The 23946-nt window shown below is 71.3% G+C and carries 23 protein-coding genes; 14 read left to right on the top strand and 9 right to left on the bottom strand.

The window, feature by feature from the left end; translation table 11 throughout:
* Positions 1-147: 147 nt before the first annotated feature.
* Positions 148-567: a hypothetical protein gene (locus ACF08M_RS10750; RefSeq protein ID WP_392184881.1), complete on the bottom strand. Its 420-nt coding sequence runs from the start codon at positions 565-567 to the stop codon at positions 148-150.
* 87 nt (positions 568-654) lie between these two features.
* On the bottom strand, positions 655-2100 hold the full coding sequence (locus ACF08M_RS10745; protein ID WP_392184880.1) for a purine-cytosine permease family protein: 1446 nt from the start codon (positions 2098-2100) through the stop codon (positions 655-657).
* A 424-nt stretch (positions 2101-2524) separates the two neighbouring features.
* Between ACF08M_RS10745 and ACF08M_RS10740 the strand changes: the two genes are divergently transcribed.
* Together ACF08M_RS10740 and ACF08M_RS10735 are read left to right on the top strand one after the other, a co-directional pair.
* On the top strand, positions 2525-3376 hold the full coding sequence (locus tag ACF08M_RS10740; RefSeq protein ID WP_392184879.1) for a MurR/RpiR family transcriptional regulator: 852 nt from the start codon (positions 2525-2527) through the stop codon (positions 3374-3376).
* 170 nt (positions 3377-3546) lie between these two features.
* Positions 3547-4083 carry a hypothetical protein gene (locus ACF08M_RS10735; RefSeq protein ID WP_392185059.1) on the top strand — a complete coding sequence of 179 codons (537 nt, stop codon included), beginning with the start codon at positions 3547-3549 and terminating at the stop codon, positions 4081-4083.
* Positions 4084-4093: 10 nt separating this feature from the next.
* Here ACF08M_RS10735 and ACF08M_RS10730 read toward each other — a convergent pair whose 3' ends face one another.
* The 4 genes from ACF08M_RS10730 to ACF08M_RS10715 all read right to left on the bottom strand — a co-directional run bounded on the left by ACF08M_RS10730 (position 4094) and on the right by ACF08M_RS10715 (position 6239).
* Positions 4094-4468 carry a hypothetical protein gene (locus ACF08M_RS10730; RefSeq protein WP_392184878.1) on the bottom strand — a complete coding sequence of 125 codons (375 nt, stop codon included), beginning with the start codon at positions 4466-4468 and terminating at the stop codon, positions 4094-4096.
* A 69-nt stretch (positions 4469-4537) separates the two neighbouring features.
* A complete protein-coding gene (locus ACF08M_RS10725; protein ID WP_392184877.1) occupies positions 4538-5002 on the bottom strand; it encodes a roadblock/LC7 domain-containing protein in 465 nt (154 codons plus the stop codon).
* Between the two features lie 38 nt (positions 5003-5040).
* The gene (locus ACF08M_RS10720; protein ID WP_392184876.1) at positions 5041-5820 is read right to left on the bottom strand and encodes a transcriptional regulator; all 780 of its coding nucleotides are present in this window, start codon (positions 5818-5820) and stop codon (positions 5041-5043) included.
* Positions 5817-6239 (bottom strand): hypothetical protein, encoded by a 423-nt coding sequence (locus ACF08M_RS10715; protein ID WP_392184875.1) that lies wholly within the window; start codon positions 6237-6239, stop codon positions 5817-5819. The genes ACF08M_RS10720 and ACF08M_RS10715 overlap by 4 nt, the downstream gene beginning before the upstream one ends.
* Positions 6240-6499: 260 nt before the next feature.
* Between ACF08M_RS10715 and hutU the strand changes: the two genes are divergently transcribed.
* From hutU to hutI, 4 genes are all read left to right on the top strand, one after another.
* On the top strand, positions 6500-8161 hold the full coding sequence (gene hutU / locus ACF08M_RS10710; protein ID WP_392184874.1) for a urocanate hydratase: 1662 nt from the start codon (positions 6500-6502) through the stop codon (positions 8159-8161).
* A gap of 35 nt (positions 8162-8196) precedes the next feature.
* Positions 8197-9405 carry an allantoate amidohydrolase gene (locus ACF08M_RS10705; RefSeq protein ID WP_392185058.1) on the top strand — a complete coding sequence of 403 codons (1209 nt, stop codon included), beginning with the start codon at positions 8197-8199 and terminating at the stop codon, positions 9403-9405.
* Positions 9396-10781, top strand: a complete 1386-nt coding sequence (locus ACF08M_RS10700) for a formimidoylglutamate deiminase (RefSeq protein WP_392184873.1) — start codon at positions 9396-9398, stop codon at positions 10779-10781. Before ACF08M_RS10705 ends, ACF08M_RS10700 begins: the two co-directional genes overlap by 10 nt.
* Positions 10782-10922: 141 nt before the next feature.
* Positions 10923-12095 (top strand): imidazolonepropionase, encoded by a 1173-nt coding sequence (gene hutI / locus ACF08M_RS10695; RefSeq protein WP_392184872.1) that lies wholly within the window; start codon positions 10923-10925, stop codon positions 12093-12095.
* Positions 12096-12239: 144 nt separating this feature from the next.
* On the opposite strand, the gene ACF08M_RS10690 is transcribed toward hutI, so the two are convergent.
* The gene (locus ACF08M_RS10690; RefSeq protein ID WP_392185057.1) at positions 12240-13262 is read right to left on the bottom strand and encodes an RNA polymerase sigma factor SigF; all 1023 of its coding nucleotides are present in this window, start codon (positions 13260-13262) and stop codon (positions 12240-12242) included.
* Positions 13263-13556: 294 nt separating this feature from the next.
* Here ACF08M_RS10690 and ACF08M_RS10685 point away from each other — a divergent pair, with 294 nt between their 5' ends.
* The 6 genes from ACF08M_RS10685 to ACF08M_RS10660 all read left to right on the top strand — a co-directional run bounded on the left by ACF08M_RS10685 (position 13557) and on the right by ACF08M_RS10660 (position 19193).
* Entirely contained in the window at positions 13557-13925 is a 369-nt protein-coding gene (locus tag ACF08M_RS10685; protein WP_362207226.1) for an STAS domain-containing protein, read from the top strand.
* Positions 13926-14135: 210 nt separating this feature from the next.
* Positions 14136-14651: an ATP-binding protein gene (locus tag ACF08M_RS10680; RefSeq protein WP_392184871.1), complete on the top strand. Its 516-nt coding sequence runs from the start codon at positions 14136-14138 to the stop codon at positions 14649-14651.
* Positions 14652-14854: 203 nt separating this feature from the next.
* The gene (locus ACF08M_RS10675; RefSeq protein WP_392184870.1) at positions 14855-15523 is read left to right on the top strand and encodes a peptidase; all 669 of its coding nucleotides are present in this window, start codon (positions 14855-14857) and stop codon (positions 15521-15523) included.
* 96 nt (positions 15524-15619) lie between these two features.
* Complete coding sequence (locus ACF08M_RS10670; protein ID WP_392184869.1) at positions 15620-16633, top strand: hypothetical protein; 1014 nt, start codon at positions 15620-15622, stop codon at positions 16631-16633.
* Positions 16630-17805, top strand: a complete 1176-nt coding sequence (locus ACF08M_RS10665; RefSeq protein WP_392184868.1) for a hypothetical protein — start codon at positions 16630-16632, stop codon at positions 17803-17805. The genes ACF08M_RS10670 and ACF08M_RS10665 overlap by 4 nt, the downstream gene beginning before the upstream one ends.
* Positions 17806-17840: 35 nt before the next feature.
* Positions 17841-19193 (top strand): hypothetical protein, encoded by a 1353-nt coding sequence (locus tag ACF08M_RS10660; RefSeq protein ID WP_392185056.1) that lies wholly within the window; start codon positions 17841-17843, stop codon positions 19191-19193.
* Between the two features lie 88 nt (positions 19194-19281).
* Here ACF08M_RS10660 and ACF08M_RS10655 read toward each other — a convergent pair whose 3' ends face one another.
* A complete protein-coding gene (locus tag ACF08M_RS10655) occupies positions 19282-20772 on the bottom strand; it encodes an oligopeptide:H+ symporter (RefSeq protein WP_392184867.1) in 1491 nt (496 codons plus the stop codon).
* Between the two features lie 491 nt (positions 20773-21263).
* Between ACF08M_RS10655 and ACF08M_RS10650 the strand changes: the two genes are divergently transcribed.
* Together ACF08M_RS10650 and ACF08M_RS10645 are read left to right on the top strand one after the other, a co-directional pair.
* Entirely contained in the window at positions 21264-21941 is a 678-nt protein-coding gene (locus ACF08M_RS10650; RefSeq protein ID WP_392184866.1) for a response regulator transcription factor, read from the top strand.
* A gap of 15 nt (positions 21942-21956) precedes the next feature.
* Positions 21957-23222 carry an ATP-binding protein gene (locus ACF08M_RS10645; protein ID WP_392184865.1) on the top strand — a complete coding sequence of 422 codons (1266 nt, stop codon included), beginning with the start codon at positions 21957-21959 and terminating at the stop codon, positions 23220-23222.
* A gap of 80 nt (positions 23223-23302) precedes the next feature.
* Here the strand turns inward: ACF08M_RS10645 and ACF08M_RS10640 are convergent, their stop codons facing one another.
* Entirely contained in the window at positions 23303-23830 is a 528-nt protein-coding gene (locus tag ACF08M_RS10640; RefSeq protein ID WP_392184864.1) for a GtrA family protein, read from the bottom strand.
* Positions 23831-23946 lie beyond the last annotated feature (116 nt).

The raw sequence follows: 23946 nt of genomic DNA, 5'->3' as shown, positions 1-23946 counted from the left end.
CGCCCCCGGGAAACCGGGGGTTCGGCGGTTCCCGCGATACACCCGTACGCCCCGTACGCCCCCGGGCGCCCCCGGGCGCGGACCGGCGGCGCCTCATCCGGGCCCGCACGGCCGATGTGGTGGCCGCCGACGGCCGTACTACGGCCCTCAGTCCTCCCAGTCGGACTCCGTGCGCCGGGGACGGCGCTGGAACCAGGGCCAGCTCCGGGCCGCGTGCACGGCGTTGACGGCGATGATTCCGACCCAGGTGACGACCAGGCCCGTTGTATGGGCGGCCGCGGAGCCGATCGCCGACAGCGGGATGGCCAGGATCAGCGAGATGATCCCGAAGCCGTAGCGCTCGCCGAAGTTCCCCATGGGCTGCGGTGTGTGCGTACCTCTGGCGACACTCACCTGCTGCTCGGCGAGATGACGCCGCACGCGACGGTCGAGCGTGGTGTCGAGGCGCTGCTCGACCTTCTCCAGGAAGGACTCGACGAGCGCGGACTCGTAATCCGAACCCAGCTCACTACGGGCATGCAGGGTGGCATCGAGCTCGCTCTTGAGCTCAGGGTCACGGGTTTCCATGTCCTTCACGGTACGAATCGGGGGTGCCGGGGGCAGTGGGGCTAACCCCCCTCTTTCCCCTCTTTCCCGGCCGCGTGTCTCTTCCGGCTACGAGCGGGCGGCTGCCGTACCCGTGGTCCCGGCCCCGCTGTCCTCGCCCGCGGCCGCCTGGGCGGGGAGGATCGTGTGCTCGGGAATGTGTGTGGTGTCGCGGCGGGCGAGCAGCCAGTACAGCAGTGCCGGTACGACCAGGCCGACCACCCACGAGATGTCCGCGCCGCCCAGCGGCCCGACCAGCGGTCCGGTGTAGAAGTGCGTCGCCAGGAACGGCAGCTGGGCGACCAGCCCGATCCCGTACACCGCCAGCGCGTCCCAGCGCCATGCGCCGTACCGGCCGTGCGGATCGGCGAGGGCAGGGATGTCGTACCGCTCCCGTGAGATCAGGTAGTAGTCGACCAGGTTGATCGCCGACCACGGGGTGAAGAAGGTCAGCAGAAAGAGCAGGAAGTCCTTGAAGGAGGCGAGGAAGCTGTCCTTGCCGAGCAGGGCGACGAACGTGCCGACAAGCATGATGCCCGTGATGTAGAGAGCCCGGCCGCGTGGGGAGAGGGTCTTCTGGCCGCGGAAACCGCTGATGCTGGTCACCAGCGACATGAAGCCGCCGTAGGTGTTGAGGACATTGATGGTCAGCTTGCCGAGCGCGATCACGAAGTACAGGAACGAGGCGATCAGGCCGGTCCCGCCCAGGGCGACGACATAGCCGACCTGGCCCGCCAGGAAGGCGTCCCCGGCGGTGGCCGCGACCAGCACGCCGAAGACCATGGACCACTGGGAGCCGAGCGCCGAACCGGAGAGCGTCCACCAGAAGGTGGCGCGGGCACTGGTCGTACGCGGCAGATAGCGGGAGTAGTCGGCGACGTACGGGCCGAACGCCAACTGCCAGGACGCGGCGAGCGAGACCGCGAGCAGGAACATCGGCAGATCGAAGGCGCGGTCGGCGAGGACGGCTCCGAGATCGATGCGGTCGAGCAGCCGTATGCCGAGATAGACGAAGGCGACCGCGCAGATCACCCCGGCGACCCGGCCGAGCATGTGGATGACGCGGTAGCCGATCGCTGCCATCAGGGCGGTGATCAGCGCGAAGATGACGATGCCGGGTGTCTCGCCGAGGTGGGTGAGCTCCCCCACCGCCTGACCGGCCAGCACGCTTCCGCTGGCGAAGAAGCCGACGTACATCACGATCACCAGGGCCAGCGGAATCACCGCGCCCTTGACCCCGAACTGCGCGCGGGACTGGATCATCTGCGGCAGCCCCAGGCGCGGGCCCTGCGCGGAGTGCAGGGCCATCACGGCTCCGCCGAGCAGATTGCCCAGCGCCAGGCCGATGACCGACCAGAAGGCGCCGCCGCCGAAGACGACCGCGAGCGCGCCGGTGACGACGGCGGTGATCTGGAGATTGGCGCCGAGCCAGAGCGTGAACTGGCTGAACGCGGTGCCGTGACGTTCGTCGTCCGGCACGACATCGATGGAGCGCTGTTCGAGCAGGCCTGCCATGGGTCGGGCTCCCTTCTTGAGGCTGAAGCTGAGGCTGAGGCCGAAGTCGTGAACTGCCGTGGTGCCGTTCGGGAAGCGCTCGTCCACCGCGCCGAACCGATCGGGGGTCGTCCGCTGCCCCGGCTGCATATAGTCATGCAGAGTTCTTCCTTCCTGAATAGATTGTCAATACTTTGGAGTAAAACACTGGTTGCAGACGCCCGAGGAGTGAGATGAAGCGCCCGGATGGGAGGGGTTTGCGCATGATGTCGTCCCATGTGACGGACTTCGGGGACTCCGGGGACCCTGCGTCCGGGATCGCAGGCCCTTTCCGGGCTTCCGGCTCCGGCGGCCCCGTGGGCCGGGACCGGCCGCTCACCGATGATGGAGAGGTCGCGGCCGGGGAGCTGCTCGACCAGTACACGGGATTTTGGAGGGGCACGGTATGAGCGAGAGCAGCCCTGCCGCACGACTGCAGCAGCTCTTCGAGGGGCGCCGGCTGACACCGACACAACGGCGCATCGCGCACTCGATGGTGCGCAGGGCCGGGGACGCGCCGTTTCTGTCGAGCGTGGAGCTGGCCGAACTCGCCGGGGTCAGCCAGCCGTCCGTCACCCGGTTCGCCGTGGCACTCGGGTTCGACGGCTATCCGGCGCTCCGCAAGCACCTGCGGGAGGTTGCCCCCGCGGAGTCCGTACCGGGGGGCGGTGGCGAAGAAGACGCGTACAACGAGTACCAGCAGGCCGTCCTCGGCGAGATCGAGAATCTGCGGCATCTGGCCGAGCTGCTCGCCGACCCCGGGCCGGTCGAACGCGCGGGCAGGCTGCTGGCGGCCTCCCGGCCGCTGCCGGTGCTCGGGCTGCGGGCCGCTTCCTCGCAGGCGCGCGGGTTCGGGTACTTCGCGGCCAAGGTCCACCCCGATGTCCGGGTGCTCGACGAGGGCGGCAGCATGCTGCACGATCGGATCGACGCCGCGCGGCGGGCGGGTGCCACCGCGCTGATCTGCTTCGCGCTGCCCCGGCACCCGAAGGAGGTCGTGGACGCTCTCGCGTACGCCCGGGAACAGGGCCTGGCCGTGGTGGCGGTCGCCGATTCGGCGTTCGCTCCGGTGGCCGCGCACAGCGACCTGCTGATCCCGGCCGCCGTCGGCACCGGGCTCGCCTTCGACACCGCGTGTGCGCCGATGCTGCTGGGGCGGGTGCTGCTGGAGGCGATGTGCGACGACCTGCCCGACGCGCAGGCGCGGCTGGAGGAGTTCGACGCGAGGGCCGCGGCGCGAGGGCTGTTCGTCGAGTGACGGCGGTGGCGACGGCCCGATGGGGATCGGGCGCTGAGGACAGCCCCACCAACCTCGACGATTCTCAGACACCACTCATTTACGGCTATTAATCTCCCGGCCCAGAAGGATCAGAAGGGGCTGTGGAGAGGGGTACGGACGTGGGGCGCGGAGCGCAGTCGTTGGCGAGAGTGGCCGTGATCGTACGGGCCGGAGCCGCACCGCTGTGGTGGCCGGGGCTGCTCGCGGCGGCGATCGGCGCACTGGTGCCGGGGCTCACCGGACGCCGGATCGGGCTGCTGGCCGGGGCGGCGCTGTTCCTGATCACCGCGGCGGTGGTGGCGCTGGTACGCGACCGGCGGTACGCGGAGCTGGCCGGGGGCGCCACCCGGGCCGGGCGGTCCGACTTCCTCCAGGACCGGGCCGTGACCGTACGCAACTGGCGGCGCGGACACCGGTGGTGGCTGTTCGGGGCGTTCCTGGCGGCGGTGGCGAGCGCGTTCCTGCTGTCCGGGGCCGGTGGGCTGGTGCTGGCCGGGGCCGGGGCCGGGCTGTGGCTCAAGGCCGTCCGGATCGGGCAGCGAGAGCGCCGGGACGACGCCCTGTACTGGGTGCGGACCGACTGGGCGGGGCGTGGACGGCCCGCGGGCAAGCAGGTGAAGGGGTACCGGACGACCGGCCCGATGGCGGGCGACGCCGCGCCCGGCGGGGCGCGGCGCCGACGCTGAGGCCGCCGGATCAGACCTCCAGCTCGGCCTCGATCCGCTTCAGCTGGTGGCGGGCCATCGCCAGGTTGGCGCGGCCCGAGTCCAGCACCAGGTAGAGGAACAGGCCGTTGTTGCCACGGGTCCTGAGCAGCCGGATCAGGTGGTACTGGGTGCCGAGGGTGATCAGGATGTCCTCGATCTCGTCCTGGAGGCCGAGGTGTTCCATGGTGCGGAGCTTGGCGCGTACGACATCGGTGTTGCCCGCGGCCGCGACCTCCAGGTTGAAGTCCTTGCCGCCGCCGAGGGTGCCCAGCGCCATTCCGCTGGTGTAGTCGACGAGGGCGACACCGAGGGTGCCCTCGATGGACGTCATCGCTTCCTTCAGTGACGCTTCGGTGTTCGCCATGCGTGCTCGTTTCCTTTCCTGGCCGGCCTGGTCGGCCGGATCCTTGGGCTGTCTTCGGGGCATGCGGTGTTACGTGCGGTGGGGCAGTGGGCCGGGCTGCGGGGTGTGCCGGTCGGGGATGCGGGCAGGGGGTGCGGGGTGTGCGGCGCGGTCGAGTGCGGTGTCGACGAGTTCGCCGATCCGGATGCCCGACCGCCGGCCCTCCAGATGGAGCCTGCCGACGTTGATCCGGTCCTCGGCCAGCAGCGTGAGGACGGCCGAGGAGCCCGCGGCGTACGTGGCGATGTAGCCGGACTCGCCGCGGACCAGAAGTTCACGGAAGCCGCCCCGGCCGGTCGCCTCCGCCAGCCGGACCGCGACCCCGAGCGCGGCGGCGGTCAGTGCGGCGACACCCTCCGCCTCCACCCCCGGGGTGTCATGGGCCAGGACGAGGCCGTCGGTGCTGGCCGCCAGGGCGCCGGAGAGGAGCGGGACCCGGGCCCGCAACCGCTGGAGCTCGGCCAGGACATTCTGGGCTTCGGCCTCGGGCACCATCAGCTGTCTCCTCCCGGCACGCTGCCTGAGCGCGCGTATCACAGGGCCTCCAATGCGTCTCGGAGCCGGCGCAGCAGGGCGACGTCGGGGTCGGTCGTGACCTCGGGAAGCGCGATCGGGCCGGGGGCGACCGGGGGCGGTGGCTCCCGTACCGCTTCGACCAGTCCGGCCGCGGCCAGGCGTCGCAGACCGACCAGGACGTGGAACGCCGACGTGCCCAGCTCCTGGGCGATGCCCGATGCGGTACGCATCCCGTCCACGAGATCGAGCACGCGGCGCCTGCCGGGCGGCACGGGTGCGTCGACGGGCCGGTCGGTCCGGGCGAGCGGGGCGCTGTCGGTCACCGCGTCGGGCCAGATCCGCTCCAGCAGTTCCCGGCGCCGGAGCGTCTCGCGCTGCACGGCATCGACGGGGACGGGGCGGACGGGGCCGATCCAGTGGGAGACCCCGTAGCGGAAGCGGGCCGGGGCCCGGGTGGGGGCCAGCGCGAAGAACGCCGCGTCGTACAGCGCGCCCAAGTGGCACAGTTCCAGCGCCCCGCCCGGCACCCGCCCGCTGTCCACCAGGTAGCGGCCGACCCGTTGCCCGGCGCCCGCCCTGGCGACCGCCTCCCACCAGCCGTCGCGGTGCAGGGTGCCGCCCGTGGTGAGCAGGACGTCGATCCCGGGTGTCGCCGGGCTCTCGGCGTGCACCACCTGGCCCTTGTCGAGGTACAGGGTGCCGCGGTCGCGGATCAGGGCTCCGGTGGCGTGCTCGTCGGCGAGGCGCTGAAGCATGGGGGAGAGGGTCGTGACCGGGGCGGGGGCGGTCGTCCTCATGCCAGGACCAGCCGCTCGGCCATCTCGCCCAGCCGTATTCGGGCGAGGGCCAGATTGCCCTCCGCGCGGTCGAGCCAGAGATGGACGAAGACGCTGCTGTCGAAGGACGTCTCGACGAAACGGAGGATGTGGTACCCGGCGCGGGTGGTGACGATGACGTCCTCGACCGGGGGCGGCGCTCCGGCGGCCGCCTCGTCCGGTGCCGCGGCCGACGGTCCGGTGGGCTCCGGCGCGAAGGCGGGCTGTTCGGCCGCCATCCTCGCGACCTCGGCCGTCTCCGCGGCGGTGGCCTCGTGGTCGCCGTGGGGCGATTCGCCGATGGTGCCGAGGGCGAGGCCGCTCGTCCAGTCGACCACTGCGGCGCCCCGGGCGCCGGGCAGCCTCATGACTTCGAGCAGGCACTCGTCGATTCCGGGCACGCGCGCTCCCCTCCCGACGTGGCGTACGGCTGTGACCCAGAGGCTACGCAACGTGCTCGCCCCAGGTGGGGGTTCTGGCATTTTCCATCGGTACATGCGAAAGGGATCTTCGAATCGCGTGCCGGAGGTGCGCCGGGGCGCTCTGCGCGCGGGGCGGCCGGGTGTTGTCCGTCCGGTCATCGGCACGGAGCTGTTGACTACGACTATTCAGGCCATCAGGATATGAATAGAAGATTTACAAGCTGCGAGGAGGCATCGCCATGTCAGGACCCCGCCCCGTACGGGCACCGCGCGGTACGGAACTGAGCGCCCTGGGATGGCAGCAGGAGGCCGCCCTGCGCATGCTCCAGAACAACCTCGATCCCGAGGTCGCCGAACACCCCGACAAGCTCGTCGTCTACGGCGGCACCGGCAAGGCGGCCCGCGACTGGCGCTCGTTCGACGCCATGGTGCGTACGCTGCGGACGCTCAAGCAGGACGAGACGATGCTCGTCCAGTCCGGGCGTCCGGTCGGCGTCATGCAGACGCACGAGTGGGCGCCGCGGGTCCTGATCGCCAACTCCAACCTGGTGGGCGACTGGGCGAACTGGGAGGAGTTCCGCCGCCTGGAGGCGCTCGGGCTCACCATGTACGGCCAGATGACCGCCGGATCGTGGATCTACATCGGTACGCAGGGCATCCTGCAGGGCACGTACGAGACGTTCGCCGCCGTCGCGGCGAAGAAGTTCGGCGGGACGCTGGCCGGCACGATCACCCTGACCGCCGGACTCGGCGGCATGGGCGGCGCCCAGCCGCTCGCCGTGACCATGAACGACGGCGTCGCGATCTGTATCGACTGCGACCCGCGCGCCATCGAGCGCCGGATCGAGCACCGCTACCTGGATGTGCGGGCCGACTCCCTGGAGCACGCGCTCCAGCTCGCCACCGAGGCCCGGGACGCCCGCCGGCCGCTCTCCATCGGCCTGCTGGGCAACGCGGCGGAACTGCTGCCGCGGATGCTCGCCGAGGGCGCGCCGATCGACATCGTCACCGACCAGACGAGCGCGCACGACCCGCTCTCGTACCTCCCGCTCGGTGTCGACTTCGACGACATGGCCTCGTTCGCCGCCGAGAAGCCCGCCGACTTCACCCGGCGCGCACGGGAGTCGATGGCCCGGCACGTCGAGGCGATGGTCGGCTTCATGGACGCCGGGGCCGAGGTGTTCGACTACGGCAACTCCATCCGCGGAGAGGCCCAACTCGTCGGCTATGACCGGGCGTTCGACTTCCCCGGGTTCGTGCCCGCCTATATCCGGCCGCTCTTCTGCGAGGGCAAGGGCCCGTTCCGCTGGGCGGCGCTCTCCGGCGAGGCATCCGACATCCACAAGACGGACAAGGCGATGCTCGAACTCTTCCCGGAGAACGAGTCGCTGCACCGCTGGATCAAGATGGCCGGTGAACGCGTCCACTTCCAGGGCCTGCCCGCCCGGATCTGCTGGCTCGGCTACGGGGAGCGCGACCGGGCCGGCGAGCGGTTCAACGACATGGTGGCCTCCGGCGAGCTGGCCGCTCCGCTGGCCATCGGCCGCGACCACCTGGACTGCGGCTCCGTGGCCTCCCCGTACCGGGAGACCGAGGCCATGCTCGACGGGTCGGACGCGATCGCCGACTGGCCGCTGCTGAACGCCATGGTCAACGTCGCGTCCGGAGCCTCCTGGGTCTCCATCCACCACGGCGGCGGCGTCGGCATGGGGCGCTCCCTCCACGCCGGGCAGGTGACCGTCGCCGACGGTACGAAGCTCGCGGGCGAGAAGATCCGCCGGGTGCTCACCAACGACCCGGGCATGGGCGTCATCCGGCACGTCGACGCCGGGTACGACATCGCGGAGGCGGTCGCCGCGGACAAGGGCGTCCGGGTGCCGATGACGGAGGACGAACAGTGAGCGAGCCGTCCGGGGCCGGAACCTCGTTCCGCGACATGTGGCGGGAGCTCGCGCCCATCGGCCGGCACGGGGGCAGCGGCGGATACCGCCGCTACGCCTGGACCGGGGCCGACACCGACTGCCGTGCCTGGTTCCGGGCACAGGCCGAGGCGCGCGGACTCGGCTACGAGGTCGACCGGAACGGCAACCAGTGGGCCTGGCTCGGCGACCCCCTCGCGGGGAACGCCGTCGTCACCGGCTCGCACCTCGACTCCGTACCGGACGGCGGCGCCTTCGACGGGCCGCTCGGCGTGGTCTCCTCCTTCGCCGCGCTCGATGAACTCCGCAGCAGAGGAGTGGAGTTCGCCCGGCCGCTGGCCATCAGCAACTTCGGCGACGAGGAGGGGGCCCGCTTCGGGCTCGCCTGCGTGGGCTCCCGGCTCGCCGCCGGGCAGCTGACCGTCGAAGCGGCGCACCGGCTCCGCGACGGCGACGGCATCACGCTGCCGCAGGCCATGGAGGCGGCCGGGTACGACCCCGGCGCCATCGGCCCCGACCCCGAACGGCTCGCCCGTATCGGCGCGTTCGTCGAGCTCCACGTCGAGCAGGGCCGTGCCCTCGACCTCACCGGCGACCCGGTCGGCATCGCCTCCGCGATCTGGCCGCACGGGCGCTGGCGGTTCGACTTCCGGGGCGAGGCCAACCACGCGGGCACCACCCGGCTGGCCGACCGGCGCGACCCGATGCTCACGTACGCCGAGACCGTGCTGGCTGCCCGCCGCGAGGCGGAGCTCGCCGGGGCCCTCGCCACCTTCGGCAAGATCGCCGTCGAGCCGAACGGGGTCAACGCCATCCCCTCCCTCGTCCGCGGCTGGCTCGACTCCCGCGCCGCCGACCAGGACCGCCTCGACGCCGTGGTCACCGGCATCGAACGGGCCGCCCGGGAACACGCCGAGCGGGCCGGGATCGACCTCGATGTCGTACGGGAGTCCTTCACGCCCGTCGTGGAGTTCGAGCACGCCCTGCGCGACGAACTCGGCAAGATCCTGTCGGGCCGGAGCGACGGTGACCGCGCCGTGCCCGTCCTCGGCACCGGCGCCGGACACGATGCGGGTATTTTGTCCGCTTCGGTCCCGACCGCCATGCTGTTCGTACGGAACCCCACCGGGATCTCGCACTCGCCGGCCGAACAGGCCGCCGAGGACGACTGTGTGGCCGGGGTGATCGCACTCGCCGACGTACTGGAAGGTCTCGCGTGCAGCTGACAACGGAACCGACGGGCCGGCCCGTCACCGAGACGTACTGGTTGTCCCACGCCTGGCTCGGCACCCATGTCGAGCCGGGCGTCGCCCTGGACGTGTCCGGCGGCATCATCGCGGGCGTCCGCACTGGTGTCGCCACCCCGCCGCCGGGCGCCACCGTGCTGCGCGGGCTCACCCTTCCCGGGCTCGCCAACACCCACTCGCACGCCTTCCACCGAGCCCTGCGCTCCACCGTCCAGGTCGGCTCCGGCACCTTCTGGACCTGGCGCGAGACCATGTACCAGGTCGCCTCCCGGCTCACCCCCGACTCGTACTACGACCTCGCCCGTGCGGTGTACGCCGAGATGGCCCTGGCCGGCATCACCGCGGTCGGCGAATTCCACTATCTGCACCACGCGCCCGGCGGCACCCCGTACGACAACCCCAACGCGATGGGGGAGGCGCTGATCGCGGCGGCGGGCGAGGCCGGCATCCGGATCACGCTGCTGGACACCGCCTACCTCTCCGCCGGATTCGGCCGGCGCCCCACCCAGTACCAGCAGCCGGACCAGTACCAGCTGCGGTTCTCCGACACCACCGCGGACGCCTGGGCCGAACGCGCCTCCCTCCTCAAGGGCGGCGATCACGCCCTGATCGGCGCGGCCGTCCACTCCGTGCGCGCCGTCCCCGCCGCGCAGCTCGCCACCGTGGCCGCCTGGGCCCAGGAGCGGCAGGCCCCGCTCCACGTCCACCTCTCCGAGCAGACCGCCGAGAACGACGCCTGCCTCGCCGTCCACGGCTGCACCCCCACCCGGCTCCTCGCCGACCACGGGGTCCTGGGCCCGCGCACCACCGGCATCCACAACACGCACCTCACCGACGAGGACATCACGCTCCTCGGCTCCTCGGCGACCGGCACCTGCATGTGCCCCACCACGGAACGCGATCTCGCCGACGGGATCGGTCCCGCCGTCGCCCTCCAGCGCGCCGGGTCGCCGCTCTCCCTCGGCAGCGACAGCCACGCCGTGATCGACCTCTTCGAAGAGGCCCGGGCGATGGAGCTCGACGAACGCCTGCGCACCCGGGCACGCGGTCACTGGACGGCGGCCGCCCTGCTGCGCGCCGCGACGGCCGACGGCCATGCCGCGCTCGGCCGGCCCGGGGCGGGCATCCTCGAACCCGGCGCGCCCGCCGATCTGGCGACCGTCGCCCTGGACTCGGTCAGAACCGCGGGACCGGTGCCGCGGCTCGCCGCCGAAGCAGCCGTGTTCGCCGCCACCGCGGCCGATGTGCGGCACACGGTCGTGGCAGGCCGGCACATCGTCCGCGACGGGCGGCACACCCTGGTCGAGGACGTCCCCGCAGCGCTCGCCTCGGCCATCGCCGCACTCCACCGCTGAACCCCGGCGTCCCGGCGCCGGCCGGTCCGGAGGCCGCCGCACGGGATGCCCCGCAGCCCCACGGGCGGACCACCGGCCCCGAGACGGCCCGCCGCCGGGCCACCGCCCCGCAAGCCGATACCCAAGGAGAGCAGTCTCCCGATGACGACGACCGCCATCACCCACATCGCCGCCCTGGTCACCAACGACCCCTCCCTCCACGCGGATTCCCCCCTGGGCCTGATCCGGGACGCGGCCGTCGTCATCGAGGACGACCGGATCGTCTGGACCGGTGAGTCGAGCAGAGCGCCCGCCGCCGACAACGCCGTCGACGCGGGCGGCCGGGCGGCGATTCCCGGCTTCGTCGACTCCCACTCCCATCTCGTGTTCGCGGGCGACCGCACCGAGGAGTTCAACGCCCGGATGTCCGGCCGCGCCTACAGCGCGGGCGGCATCAGGACCACGGTCGCCGCCACCCGTGCCGCCACCGACGAGGAGCTCTCCGCCAACGTCGCCCGCTACCTCGCCGAGGGGCTGCGCCAGGGCACCACCACCTTCGAGACCAAGTCCGGCTACGGCCTCACCGTCCAGGACGAGGCCCGTGCCCTGCGGATCGCCGCCCGGCACACCGAAGAGGTCACCTACCTCGGCGCCCACATCGTCTCCCCCGACTACGCCGACGATCCCGCCGGATACGTCGCCCTGGTCACCGGGGAGATGCTCGACGCCTGTGCCCCGTACGCCCGTTGGATCGACGTCTTCTGCGAGAAGGGCGCCTTCGACGGAGACCAGGCCCGTGCCGTCCTCACCGCCGGCCGCGCCAAGGGCCTGCACCCCCGCGTCCACGCCAACCAGCTCGGCCACGGCCCCGGCGTCCAGCTCGCCGTCGAACTCGACGCCGCGTCCGCCGACCACTGCACCCACCTGACCGACGCGGACGTCGACGCCCTGGCCCAGGGCAACACCGTCGCCACCCTGCTCCCCGGCGCCGAGTTCTCCACCCGCGCCAGCTGGCCGGACGCCCGCCGCATCCTCGACGCGGGGGCCACCGTCGCGCTCTCCACCGACTGCAATCCGGGCTCGTCGTTCACGTCCTCCATGCCCTTCTGCATCGCCCTCGCCGTACGGGACATGGGCATGACCCCGGACGAAGCCCTCTGGTCCGCCACCGCGGGCGGCGCCGCGGCGCTGCGCCGTACGGACATCGGCCGCATCGCTCCGGGTGCCCGCGCCGACCTGGTGCTCCTCGACGCACCCAGCCATGTCCACCTCGCCTACCGGCCGGGCGTTCCGCTGGTCCACGCGGTCTGGCGGCGCGGCGAGCGCGTCGTCTGAACCCCTCCTGCCGCCGCGTGCGCTCTGCCGCTCCTGCCGACCGCCGGTGACATGGCGTCAGACATGCGGAAGGACCCGCCGGTTGTCCGGGCGGGTCCTTCCGCAAGGGGCGCGTGGAGTGCCGCGCATGGGCGAGATGCCCGCTCACTCCTCCAGCGTCAGGCCCTTCCGGAGCTTGACGAGCGTGCGGGAGAGCAGCCGCGATACGTGCATCTGGGAGATGCCCAGTTCCTCACCGATCTCCGACTGCGTCATGTTGGCGACGAACCGGAGCGAGAGGATCGTGCGGTCCCGGCCCGGCAGCGAGGCGATCAGCGGCTTCAGGGACTCGACGTACTCGATGCCTTCGAGCCCGTGGTCCTCGTAGCCGATGCGGTCCGCCAGGGCGCCTTCCTGCTCGTTCTCCTCGGGCTTGGCGTCCAGCGAGCTGGCGGTGTACGCGTTGCTCGCGGCCATGCCCTCGACGACCTCGTCGTCGGTGATGCCGAGGCGGTCGGCGAGCTCGCCCACGGTGGGTGAACGATCCAGCTGCTGGGCGAGCTCGTCGCCCGCCTTGGCCAGGTCGAGCCGCAGCTCCTGAAGCCGGCGCGGGACGCGAACGGACCAACTGGTGTCGCGGAAGAAGCGCTTGATCTCACCGACGATGGTCGGCATCGCGAACGTCGGGAACTCCACGCCCCGGCTCAGCTCGAAACGGTCGATCGCCTTGATCAGGCCGATGGTGCCGACCTGGATGATGTCCTCCATCGGTTCGCTGCGGGAGCGGAACCGGGAGGCGGCGAACTTGACCAGGGCCAGGTTCAGTTCGACGAGCGTGTTGCGGACGTACGCGTAGTCGTGCGTGCCCTCTTCGAGGGATTCGAGCCGCTCGAAGAGCGTCTTCGACAGGGCCCGGGCGTCCAGCGCCCCCACTTCGTCGTAGGGCGGGATCTCGGGAAGTCCTTCGAGGCCGCCGATGTCGCCGTCGCCGATGCCGTGGTCGTCGGCGTGGTCGTCGGTGGTGGTGACGGCGGTGGTGGTGCGGGTGCTGCTGGTGGTGCCGGCGCTGGTGGTGCCGGCGCGCGTGCCGTTTCCGGCGTTCGCGGCAGGGGAGTCTGAGGGGGTCCGTCCCTGAGGACATGCTGACGTCGCGTCGTGGGTACGCGGTCCGTCGAGCCGGGGTGACATGGTCTCCTCCATCGTTCTCGGCATATGGCTGCCGATGCCCATACGTGTTCCTGCGGTGAAGCGGCGCCTCCGAAGCCGGCCGTGGTTTGGGTGTCCCTCTACCCTTACCCGGTCCGGACGGGCAGTTACAAGCGCTAAATGTCGCTATATGTCCGGTTTGTTGAGGTCTTCGGGTACCACGTGGCGTACGGAACGCGTACTGTTTCAAGAACGTCAGCGACGGCTACATCGAATCCGCACACGCGGAGGCGCAGGCAGTGACGACGGCAGTGACGACGGCGAAGAGGGACGGGCATGGACCGCGGGACGGTCGGCAGTGCGAACCGGGGTCGGCTTCAGGTCGAGTCCCGAACCGAGGGACGCAGCGAGGTCGTGACGCCGGTCGGTGAGCTGGATCACCACACGGCGGATCTGCTGCGAGAACCCCTGGAGAGCGCGGTCGAGCAGGGGCGGGTGCGCCTGGTGGTCGACTGCTCGCGACTCGAATTCTGTGATTCCACCGGGCTGAACGTGCTGCTCGGTGCCCGCCTCAAGGCGGAGGCGGCAGGGGGAGGGGTCCATCTGGCCGGAATGCTGCCGGTGGTGGCGCGGGTCTTCGAGATCACCGGGGCCGAGGCGGTCTTCACCGTCCACGACTCCCTCGAAGCAGCCCTGGATACGTGAGCCCGGCGCGTTTCGCGGCCCTGGGTGCCCCAGGTGTTGCCTGTGTCACGCGATCCGCGTAGACGAAGTGGGTGTTGTCACGATTCGGCCGGGCAGGAGACACCGGGCGGAACTGTGGGCGGCCCACCCACCCCGTATCCGTACGTGTATCTGTACCTGTACTTGTAACTGTTCAATGGCGACATGGTGAATCGGTGAGGTGAAGCGCTGATGAGCACCACCCGGCAGCATCCGCCGGGCGACCTCGGCCGCGAGCCGGAGGGCGCCGGCACGGGCGCGGACGCGGGCGTCGGTGCGGCCTCCTCCGGGCCGGTCGAGCGGCAGTGGCGCACGTTGTCGCTGCGGGGGATCGGCGGCATCGTGCCGACGGCCCGTGACTTCGCCCGCCAGGCACTTCACGACTGGGACTGGCTCCCCGCGACGAGCGCCGACGGACGGGCCGCCGCCGAGGACGTCCTGCTGGTCGTCTCCGAACTGGTCACCAACGCCTGTCTGCACGCGGACGGCCCCGAGGAGATGCGCATCGGCTGCACGGCGAAGGTGCTGCGGGTGGAGGTCGTCGACGCGGGCGCGGGACAACCCGCGCCGCGCACCCCGCACCGGGGCGGCAGGCCCGGCGGGCACGGCATGTTCATCGTGCAGCGGCTCTGCCTGGACTGGGGTGTCCAGCGGGTGGCGGGCCGGGCCGGCAAGACCGTCTGGGCGGAGCTGGCAGCCCCCGCGTAGTTCCGCCTCCGGGCTTTGCGCGGCCCCTCGTCCGCGCCCCGGGCCGTTGCGGGACCGGGTTCCCGGGCCGTACGCCCTCGCGACCGCATCACTCAGGAGCGCGCCGGATCGGCGCGCTCTTTGTCTTCCCTCCACAAGGCCCCGGGCGTACCTTGAGCGCCCGATCTGATGTGTCGTCAGTCATGTGGTGAGGGGAACTCAAGGTGTCCTACCAGAAGCGAACAGCTCTTGCGCTGGCGTCCGCGCTGGCGGGCACGGTGGTGCTGATGGCCGCGCCCGCCGCCCACGCCGCGGTCGTGGACGTCGACTACCAGTGCAAGACCCCGATCGGCGACAAGAGCGCCGTGTCTCCCATCGACATCAAGAGCGTCAGGAGCGGCAGCGGCTACCGGCTCACGATGTCCTTCCAGAAAGGGGTCTCGTCCAGCCCCGTCGAACTGGGCAAGGGCGCGATGAGCCCCAGCGCGGTCATCAAGGTGGGTGGTGCCGACCAGGGCCAGGTCCAGGTCTCCGGCGCGTCGAACTCCACGGCCATACCCGCCAACACCCCGATCAAGATCAGTGACCTGTCGGGTACGTACACCCCGAAGAAGAGCGGCAAGGTCGCCTTCACCGCCGGTGTGCTCACCATCAAGGCGCTCGGCACGACCACGACCTGTACTCCCTCCAACAACCCGGGCCCGTCGCTCCAGCTCGATGTGACGGCCTCGGGCGGCGGCCCGAGCGCCCCGGACAGCGGCGGGCAGCTGCCGAAGACCGGTCCGCTCGACTCGGCGGTGGCGCTCGGCACGCTCGGCGGCACGGTGCTGCTGACCGGCGCGGCCGGAGTGCTCTGGCTGACCAGGCGCGGGCGGCGGGCCGTGGGCCGGTAGGGCGTTCGGGCGTTTGGGCGTTTCCTCCGGACCGGGCCGGATCCGGAGACGCCCCAGCCCACGAGCCGGCCGCCGTCACGCACCAGGGAGCCGCCCATGCCGTCGCCGACCGGCCACGCCGCCCGACTCGCCGTCGCCGTCCTGCTGTTCACCTTCGCCATGACTCCGGTGGCCGGTGCCGCGGACCGGACACCGGCGCCCAGGAGCGCCGCGTCATGGACGGCGCGGCCCGCGACGAGCGGTTCCGGAACGGGCGGCGGCAGACCGTACTTCTATCTGGAGGGCCCGCCCGGCACCGTCCTCCAGGACCGGCTCTCCGTCACCAACCCCGGTACGGCCCCGGTCACCGTGCGGCTGCGCGGCGCCGACGCGTACCACGCCGAGGGCGCCGGTCTCACGGCGCGCGGCGGCAAGGGGGCCGCCGGGGCCGGTGCCTGGCTGCGGACCGCCGCCGCCGAGGTGACCGTGCCGGCCCGGACCCGTGCCGATGTGCCGTTCTCCGTCACCGTGCCGACGGGCGCGACGCCCGGGGACCATCCCGGCGCGATCGTCGTGGAGAGCGGCGGCCGCTCGGTGGGCGTACGGGTCCGGCTGCGGGTCGGCGGGCCGGCGCTGGGCGCGCTCACCGTCGAGGACATCACCGTGTCCGGGCGGACCGTTCACTACACGCTGGTCAACCGCGGCAACACGGTCCTGGCCCCGCGGATCGCCGTCGACGCCGACGGCGTGTTCGGGAGGCTGCTGCGGCGTGAGGCCCGCACGCTTCCGGTGGAGCTGCTGCCCGGACAGCGCGTCAGGCTCGCCGAACCGTGGCGGGAGGCCCCGGCCCTCGACTCGGTGACGGTACGGCTGCGGGCCACGGCGGCGGGCGGCGCGCACAGCGAGGCCGCGGTCCGGGCGGTCTTCGTCCCGTGGGTGCCGGTGGCCGGCAGCGTGCTGCTGTTCCTGGCCACCGCCGCCGCGGGCGCGTACGCGTACCGGCTCCGGCACGCACGCGGCCGGCCACCGGAGGACGGCGACGGCGACGGCGGTGGCCGGTCCGAGCGGTCCCCGGGAGATCAACAGCACTCCGAGAGCAGGCATGTGGCGAAGGCGGGAGCGGAATCGTGACTGGACAGGCCGGACCGGCATCACTTCGCGACGGCAGCCACCGGCGGGGCGCCGCGCCGCGCGGCGCGCTGCTGCTCGCCGCGTTGCTCGGTGCACTGCTGCCCGCTCTGCTGATGCTCCCGGCGACCGGTGCGGACGCGGCGGGTGCGGCGGGTGCGGCGGGTGCGAGAGCCGCGGCGGCGAAGCCCGCGGTGACCCTCTCGAAACAGCAGGCGGGCAAGGGCGGCGAGATCACCGTCAAGGGCAGCGGCTGGCGTCCCGGCACGCTGCTGATGATGCTGATCTGCGGACGGTCCACCCCGGACCGCGGGGTGATCGGCGGCACCAACTCCTGTGCCAATGCCGAGGGCCGTGCCGTCACCACCGATGCCAGGGGCGGCTTCAACAAGAAGATGCCGGTCGCCGAGCCGCCGGTGCCCTGCCCCTGCGTGGTGCATGTCGCCACCGTCACCGGGGAACAGGCCGCCGCCGACGCCGTGTTCGTCGTCGCGGGCCATCCGGTCGCCGCACTGCCGAAGGAGAGCGGGGGCGGCCGGCTCGCGGTGCTGGCCGCCACCCGGCTGGAGGGCGACAGCGGAATCCTCACCTGGTTCGGTGCCCCGCCCGCCCGGCAACTCGTCTTCACCGTCGGCAACCTGGGCTCCGCTCCGGTCAAGGACCCGGTCTTCCGGGTCGGCACCGCGCACGGCGTCTTCGCCCCGCAGTGGGAGGAGCGGCAGTGGCGCGGCACCATCGAGTCCGGCCGCAAGGCGCAGATCAAGCTGCCGGTCGAGCTGGCGGCGGGCGCCCACGGCGACTACCAGGTCTCGCTGAAGTACGGCGGCAAGGTACTGGCCGAGCAGCCGTGGGGGGTCGGCCGCCCCTGGGGCGTCACCCTCTTCTGGATCCTGCTGTGCGTCGTCGTACCGGCCGCCGTGTTCCGGATCGGCATGGCGATCGTCGACAGGGTACGGCCCCGCACCTCGCGCACCCCGGCCCGCAGCAGACGCCGGCGCCGGGTCCGTCCGCGACCGGCCGGGTCCGCCGCCGGACCCCCGGAGCCGCGCCGCGCACCGGGGTCCGCCGGGAGCCCCGGTGCCGCACCCCCGCCCAGCACCACGGCCGCGCTGCCGTGGTTCACACCGGATTCCGCACCGTCAGAGAACAGACCGACGACGAAGGGACATTCGTGAGGACGCAACGGAGGACGGTCGCGGCGGGAGTCGCGATGATGCTCGGCGGCGCGGGCATGCTGCTGGTCGCGAGTCCGGCCCAGGCCGCCGGCACCTCGTACAAGACGGAGTGCCTGCCCCCGCCCATCTCCGGGCTGCCGCCCGTGCAGGGCACCACCGTGGTGCAGTTGACCGCGCCCGCCGAGGCCAAGGTCGGAGACACCGTCGAGGTGGTGTGGAAGACGGTCGAGGCCGCTTCCAAGAACCCCGACATACTCGATCTGGACAAGGACACGGTCAAGCCGACCGGCACCATCAAGGTGGGCGGCGCGGCCACCGGCACCCTGAAGATGGAGGGGCCGCGGCAGAATCCGCCGATCCCGAAGAACAGCGCCATGGTGCTGTCCGACATGAAGGGCACCCTGAAGCTGGAGAAGGCCGGTGAGATCACGCTGACGCCGGACGCGTACGACATCAATGTCTCCAAGCCCCTCTCCACAGACACCAAGTGCAGCCCGAAGGAGGCGGTGGCGCCGGGCGCGACCATCAAGGTCACGGACGGCGGCGGGGGCACGGCCGCGGGCGGCACGACGAGCGGTTCCACGGGGGGCTCCACCACCGCCGGTGGTACGACGAGCGGTTCCACCACCGCGGGCGGTACGACGAGCGGTTCGACCACCGCCGGGGGCACGAGCTCCGGTTCCACGGCCGCGGGCGGTACCACCTCCGGCTCCGGCGGCAGCGGTGGCCGGACCGACTTCCCGGGCAAGGAGGTCTCCGTCCACTTCGCGTGTACGTCCCCCGGACCGGCCGACATCGCCACCAAGGTGACGATCGACGCCAAGAAGAGCGGCGGGAGTTACGCGCTCACGGTCAAGACGGCCAAGGGTGTGATGAACAGCCCGGCCGCGCTGCCGGCGGGCGCGCTCAAGCCGTCCATGGACATCGTCGTCGGCGGCGCCGACAAGGGTTCGGTGAAGGTCACCGGACCCGCCAACACCGAACCGCTGGAGCAGGGCAAGCCCGTCGACCTCTCCGACATGACCGGCACCTACAAGCCGGGCGCGTCCGGGAAGTCCACGCTCAGCCCCGGCACCCTGGCGATCGATGTCACCCTGGGCTCCTCGAAGATCAACATCCCGTGCAAGGTCAAGGGCTCGGTGACCCCGTCGCTGGAGCTCGACACCACGGCCCAGCAGGGCGGTGCCTCCGGCTCCGCCAGTTCCGGCGCCTCCGGCACCTCCGGTTCCACGGCCGGCTCGACGACCTCCGGCGGCGGACTGGCCGACACCGGGGCCGAGGACAACGGCACCCTGCGCGCACTCGGCCTGGTCGCGGGGACGGCGATCCTGCTGGGCGGCGCCGTGTTCACCTTCACGCCGTGGCGCAGGCTGCGCGGCACCAGGTGAGCTGAGCCCGTGGGCACACGTACCAAGGGCCGCCGCACACCGAGGCGTCGGTGTGCGGCGGCCCTTCGCGCAAGCCGGGTCCGGTGCGTCAGCGCACGCTGCCCATGAGCTGCTTGACCTTGCCGCGGTACATGAAGACCGCGATACCCGCGGCGACGGCGAGGACGGCCTCCAGGGTGACCACGCCGGTGCCGTTGAGCTCCACGCCCGCGGTGGAGAGCAGACCCGTGACGCAGTCACCGGCGGTGACGGCCAGGAACCAGACACCCATCATCTGGCTGGCGTACTTGGCCGGAGCCATCTTCGTGGTGACGGAGAGGCCCACCGGGGACAGCGTCAGCTCGGCGACCGTCTGGACGAAGTAGATCGCGACCAGCCACATCGCGGCGGCCTTGTGGCCGTCGGTCGCGATCGTCAGCGGCACCAGGAAGAGGAAGAACGACGCACCGACCAGCACCAGACCGGAGCTGAACTTCACGATGGTGCTGGGCTCCTTGCCGCGGCGGTTCAGCGCCAGCCAGAAGGCGGCGAAGAGCGGGGCCAGCGCCATGATCAGGACCGGGTTGACCGACTGGTACCAGGAGACCGGGAAGGTCCAGCCGAAGACACTGTTGTCGGCCGAGGTGTCGGCGAATATGGCGACCGTCGAGCCGCCCTGGTCGTAGATCATCCAGAAGATGGCGGCAGCGACGAAGAACCAGATGTACCCCGACATCTTCGACTGCTCGGTGGCGCTGAGCTCCTTGTCGCGCTTGATGCGCGTCAGGACGACGACCGGGATGACCAGGCCCGCGACGGTGATGGGGACCAGGATCCAGTTGAGCGTGTAGACGCCGGTGACGACCGTGACGATGTAGAAGACGGCGGCGACGGCCAGCCAGATCATGCCCTTGCGCAGCGTGCTCGCCCGCTCGGCGGCCGACAGCGGCTTCGGGACGACGAGGCTGCGCCCGTCCAGGTGGCGGGTACCCATCAGGAACTGCGCGAGGCCCAGCCCCATGCCGAGCGCGGCGAGCGCGAAGCCCAGGTGCCAGTTGACGCTCTCACCGATGGTGCCGATGATCAGCGGCGCCGCGAAGGCACCCGCGTTGATGCCCATGTAGAAGATCGTGAAGCCGCCGTCGCGGCGCGCGTCGTCCGGGCCGTCGTAGAGGTGGCCGACCATCGTCGAGATGTTGGACTTCAGCAGACCGGAGCCGATGGCGACCAGTCCGAGACCGACGAAGAAGGTGCCCTGCAGGGGCAGCGCCAGCGCCAGGTGGCCGATCATGATGACCGTACCGGCGACGGCGACGGTCTTGCGGGGACCCCAGACACGGTCGCCGAACCAGCCGCCGGGCATGGCGAGCAGATAGACCAGCGACACGTAGACCGAGTAGATCGCCGTGGCCGTGGCCGGGTTCATGTGGAGCCCGTCGGGGGCGATCAGGTAGAGGGGAAGCAGGGCCCTCATGCCGTAGTAGCTGAAGCGCTCCCACATCTCCGTCATGAAGAGAGTGGCCAGGCCGCGGGGGTGGCCGAAGAAGGTCTTCGCGGATCCAGAAGTACTGGCCGGGTCCTTCGTCAGGCTGGACGCCATGGTCGATCCTTGCGTGCTCGGGACGCGACGCCTCGTGAGCGTGACGCGCCCGGTGGGGGGAGGCCGGCACCAGCACGGCCGCGTCCCACCCCACGCCTGACAGGGGATTCGTCCCGACGGCCGGGCTCACCGGGGAGCCGGCCGGAGGGGACGGGGGAGCGACCGCGCCGGGATCCACGCCCGGTGCGCGTCTCGCGCTCCGGGCCCGGCCACAGGTCATTCACTGAAATTCACGACTGGCGGGTACCAGCCGGCAGAACAAAAAAGACCCTCGGCTCTAAAAGCTGCCCAAGGGTCCTTGAGTAGTGCAACAGGCGTCGAGCAACCATACGCCACGACACTGCCGGATATGAAAGGACTTGAGATATGGATCACAGGTAGCAGTGCAACCGCACTCCCATATTCAAAGGCTTCTCTCCGTTTTATTCGCGGAGCCGCAGGGCTTTTCGATCACCTCACTGGATCCGCCTCCCGCGGACTACCATCACTCCATGACCCGTGTACTGCTCGCCGAGGACGACGCATCCATCTCGGAGCCACTGGCCCGCGCCCTGCGTCGGGAGGGTTATGAGGTCGAGGTCCGCGAAGACGGTCCGACCGCTCTCGACGCCGGCCTCCAGGGCGGGATCGACCTGGTCGTACTCGACCTGGGCCTGCCCGGGATGGACGGCCTCGAAGTCGCCCGCAGGCTCCGTGCCGAGGGCCACGCCGTACCGATCCTGGTGCTGACCGCGCGCGCCGACGAGGTGGACACCGTCGTCGGCCTGGACGCGGGCGCCGACGACTACGTGACCAAGCCCTTCCGCCTGGCCGAACTGCTCGCCCGGGTCCGGGCCCTGCTGCGCCGCGGCGCCAGCGAGCCCGCCCCGGCGCCCGCCACCCACGGCGTCAGGATCGACGTCGAGTCGCACCGGGCCTGGATGGGCGACGAGGAACTCCAGCTCACCGCCAAGGAGTTCGACCTGCTGCGGGTCCTGGTCCGCGACGCGGGGCGGGTCGTCACCCGGGACCAGCTGATGCGCGAGGTCTGGGACACCACCTGGTGGTCCTCGACCAAGACCCTCGACATGCACATCTCCTGGCTCCGCAAGAAGCTCGGCGACGACGCGGCGAACCCCCGCTATATCGCGACCGTGCGGGGCGTCGGCTTCCGCTTCGAGAAGAGCTGACGTACAGAAGCACTCATGCGCCGCAGACTGATCAACTCCACGCTCGCCGTGGTGCTCGTGGTGATCGCCGTCTTCGGCGTCTCCCTCGTCATCGTCGAGAGCCGCACCATCAGCAACAGCGCCCAGGAGAGCGTCGACTCCGAGGCGCTGCGGCTGATCAGCGTCGTCGAGAGCCGGCACCTGGGGAACGAACGGATCAACCCCACGCTGCTGGCCGAGCAGATCTCCGGCAAGCGGTACGCGGTCGTCGAGATCCCCGGACGCGCCCCGCTCGAAGTCGGCAAGCGTCCCACCGGCAGAGTGATCAGCAGTACGGCCAAGGGGGAGCAGGGCGAGCGGGTCACCGTCGAGGAGTCCAGTTCCTCCGTGACCCGTGAGGTCGGCCGCACGCTGATGATCATCGGCGCGGTGGCGCTGCTGGCCATCGTCTCCGCGGTGCTCCTCGCCGTGCGCCAGGCCAACAAACTCGCCTCGCCGCTGACGGACCTCGCCGAGACCGCCGAACGCCTGGGCTCCGGCGACCCGCGCCCGCGCCACAAGCGGTACGGAGTGCCGGAGCTGGACCGGGTCGCCGACGTCCTGGATGCCTCCGCCGAGCGGATCGCCCGGATGCTCACCGCGGAACGCCGACTGGCCGCCGACGCCTCGCACCAGCTCCGTACGCCGCTGACCGCGCTCTCCATGCGGATCGAGGAGATCTCCGTCACCGACGACCTGGAGACGGTGAAGGAGGAGGCGAACATCGCCCTCACCCAGGTCGAGCGGCTCACCGACGTGGTGGAGCGGCTGCTGACCAACGCCCGCGATCCGCGGACCGGCTCGGCCGTCGTCTTCGACCTCGACGAGGTCGTCAAGCAGCAGGTCGAGGAGTGGCGCCCGGCCTACCGGGGCGAGGGCCGCGCCATCGTCCGCTCCGGGAAGAAGGGGCTGCGGGCCGTCGGTACGCCCGGCGCGGTCGCCCAGGTGCTGGCCGCACTGATCGAGAACTCACTGATGCACGGCGGCGGCACGGTCGCGCTGCGCACCCGAGTCACCGGCAACCAGGCGGTCATCGAGGTCACCGACGAGGGGCCGGGCGTGCCCCCCGACCTCGGCGCCAGGATCTTCGAGCGGACGATCAGCGGCCGCAATTCCACCGGCATCGGCCTCGCGGTGGCCAGGGACCTCGCGGAGGCGGACGGCGGCCGGCTCGAACTGCTCCAGCAGCAGCCGCCGGTCTTCGCCCTGTTCCTCAGCCGGGTGGCCCTGAAGAGGCAGGAACCGGAACGCCCGGTGCGGTGAGCGGGCCGGTGCCGTACCGCATCCGCTCCCGGCCGGTGCCGTGCCGCATCCGCTCCCGGCCCGAGCCGTACCCGGATCCGCTACCTCCGCACCGAGTCCGCCTGGGCTGCCCGGGGCACCGGCTCCGTACGCCCCTGCTTCAGGAACCCTTCCGCGCCCGGCACGGTCTCCTTCACGGGCAGCGCCTTGAACACCCAGGTCCGGTAGGACCAGAAGCGGAACAGTGTCGCGATGCCGATCCCGAGGATCTTGAAGATATTGCTCTGGAGCGGGGTGTTCCACCCGAATCCGTAGGTCGCCACGTACAGCACACCGGTCTCGATGACCGCGCCCACCGCGCTGAACAGCAGGAACAGCGTCAGCTCCCGGGTCCGCCCGGTCTTATCACGGTCCCGGTACGTCCAGTAGCGGAAGCCGACGTAGTTGAACAGGATGGCGACGAATGTGGCCAGCAGCCCCGCCCGTACCACCTGGAGATCGGTGGTGCGCCACAGGAGGTTGGAGACAGCGATGTTGACGACCAGACCGAACGCACCGACCGCGCCGAACTTGGCGACCTCCCGGGCCAGCAGTTCCAGCCGGGTCCGCAGTGCGCCCCGTTCGCTCATAGTGATCGCTCAGCCTGTCTGTCGGTTGCGGCAACCCGGTCATGCTATCCAGCCCGCCCATGAGTTTCCTGTGGGCGGGCTGAGAGGTGTGGCCATGCTGTGACGCGGCCGCCCGG

This window comes from Streptomyces sp. NPDC015032, assembly GCF_043080425.1.
Lineage (GTDB): Bacteria > Actinomycetota > Actinomycetes > Streptomycetales > Streptomycetaceae > Streptomyces.
Note: the sequence above shows the minus strand (reverse complement) of the source record. Positions and strands in the feature narration are given on the sequence as shown.

What these genes read in the sequence shown, in the direction of transcription:
- ACF08M_RS10750 (WP_392184881.1), bottom strand. Translation starts at nt 567, where the DNA reads ATGGAAACCCGTGACCCTGAGCTCAAGAGCGAGCTCGATGCCACCCTG.
- ACF08M_RS10745 (WP_392184880.1), bottom strand. Translation starts at nt 2,100, where the DNA reads ATGGCAGGCCTGCTCGAACAGCGCTCCATCGATGTCGTGCCGGACGAC.
- ACF08M_RS10740 (WP_392184879.1), top strand. Translation starts at nt 2,525, where the DNA reads ATGAGCGAGAGCAGCCCTGCCGCACGACTGCAGCAGCTCTTCGAGGGG.
- ACF08M_RS10730 (WP_392184878.1), bottom strand. Translation starts at nt 4,468, where the DNA reads ATGGCGAACACCGAAGCGTCACTGAAGGAAGCGATGACGTCCATCGAG.
- ACF08M_RS10725 (WP_392184877.1), bottom strand. Translation starts at nt 5,002, where the DNA reads ATGGTGCCCGAGGCCGAAGCCCAGAATGTCCTGGCCGAGCTCCAGCGG.
- ACF08M_RS10720 (WP_392184876.1), bottom strand. Translation starts at nt 5,820, where the DNA reads ATGAGGACGACCGCCCCCGCCCCGGTCACGACCCTCTCCCCCATGCTT.
- hutU (WP_392184874.1), top strand. Translation starts at nt 6,500, where the DNA reads ATGTCAGGACCCCGCCCCGTACGGGCACCGCGCGGTACGGAACTGAGC.
- ACF08M_RS10705 (WP_392185058.1), top strand. Translation starts at nt 8,197, where the DNA reads ATGTGGCGGGAGCTCGCGCCCATCGGCCGGCACGGGGGCAGCGGCGGA.
- hutI (WP_392184872.1), top strand. Translation starts at nt 10,923, where the DNA reads ATGACGACGACCGCCATCACCCACATCGCCGCCCTGGTCACCAACGAC.
- ACF08M_RS10690 (WP_392185057.1), bottom strand. Translation starts at nt 13,262, where the DNA reads ATGTCACCCCGGCTCGACGGACCGCGTACCCACGACGCGACGTCAGCA.
- ACF08M_RS10685 (WP_362207226.1), top strand. Translation starts at nt 13,557, where the DNA reads ATGGACCGCGGGACGGTCGGCAGTGCGAACCGGGGTCGGCTTCAGGTC.
- ACF08M_RS10680 (WP_392184871.1), top strand. Translation starts at nt 14,136, where the DNA reads ATGAGCACCACCCGGCAGCATCCGCCGGGCGACCTCGGCCGCGAGCCG.
- ACF08M_RS10670 (WP_392184869.1), top strand. Translation starts at nt 15,620, where the DNA reads ATGCCGTCGCCGACCGGCCACGCCGCCCGACTCGCCGTCGCCGTCCTG.
- ACF08M_RS10660 (WP_392185056.1), top strand. Translation starts at nt 17,841, where the DNA reads ATGATGCTCGGCGGCGCGGGCATGCTGCTGGTCGCGAGTCCGGCCCAG.
- ACF08M_RS10655 (WP_392184867.1), bottom strand. Translation starts at nt 20,772, where the DNA reads ATGGCGTCCAGCCTGACGAAGGACCCGGCCAGTACTTCTGGATCCGCG.
- ACF08M_RS10650 (WP_392184866.1), top strand. Translation starts at nt 21,264, where the DNA reads ATGACCCGTGTACTGCTCGCCGAGGACGACGCATCCATCTCGGAGCCA.
- ACF08M_RS10645 (WP_392184865.1), top strand. Translation starts at nt 21,957, where the DNA reads ATGCGCCGCAGACTGATCAACTCCACGCTCGCCGTGGTGCTCGTGGTG.
- ACF08M_RS10640 (WP_392184864.1), bottom strand. Translation starts at nt 23,830, where the DNA reads ATGAGCGAACGGGGCGCACTGCGGACCCGGCTGGAACTGCTGGCCCGG.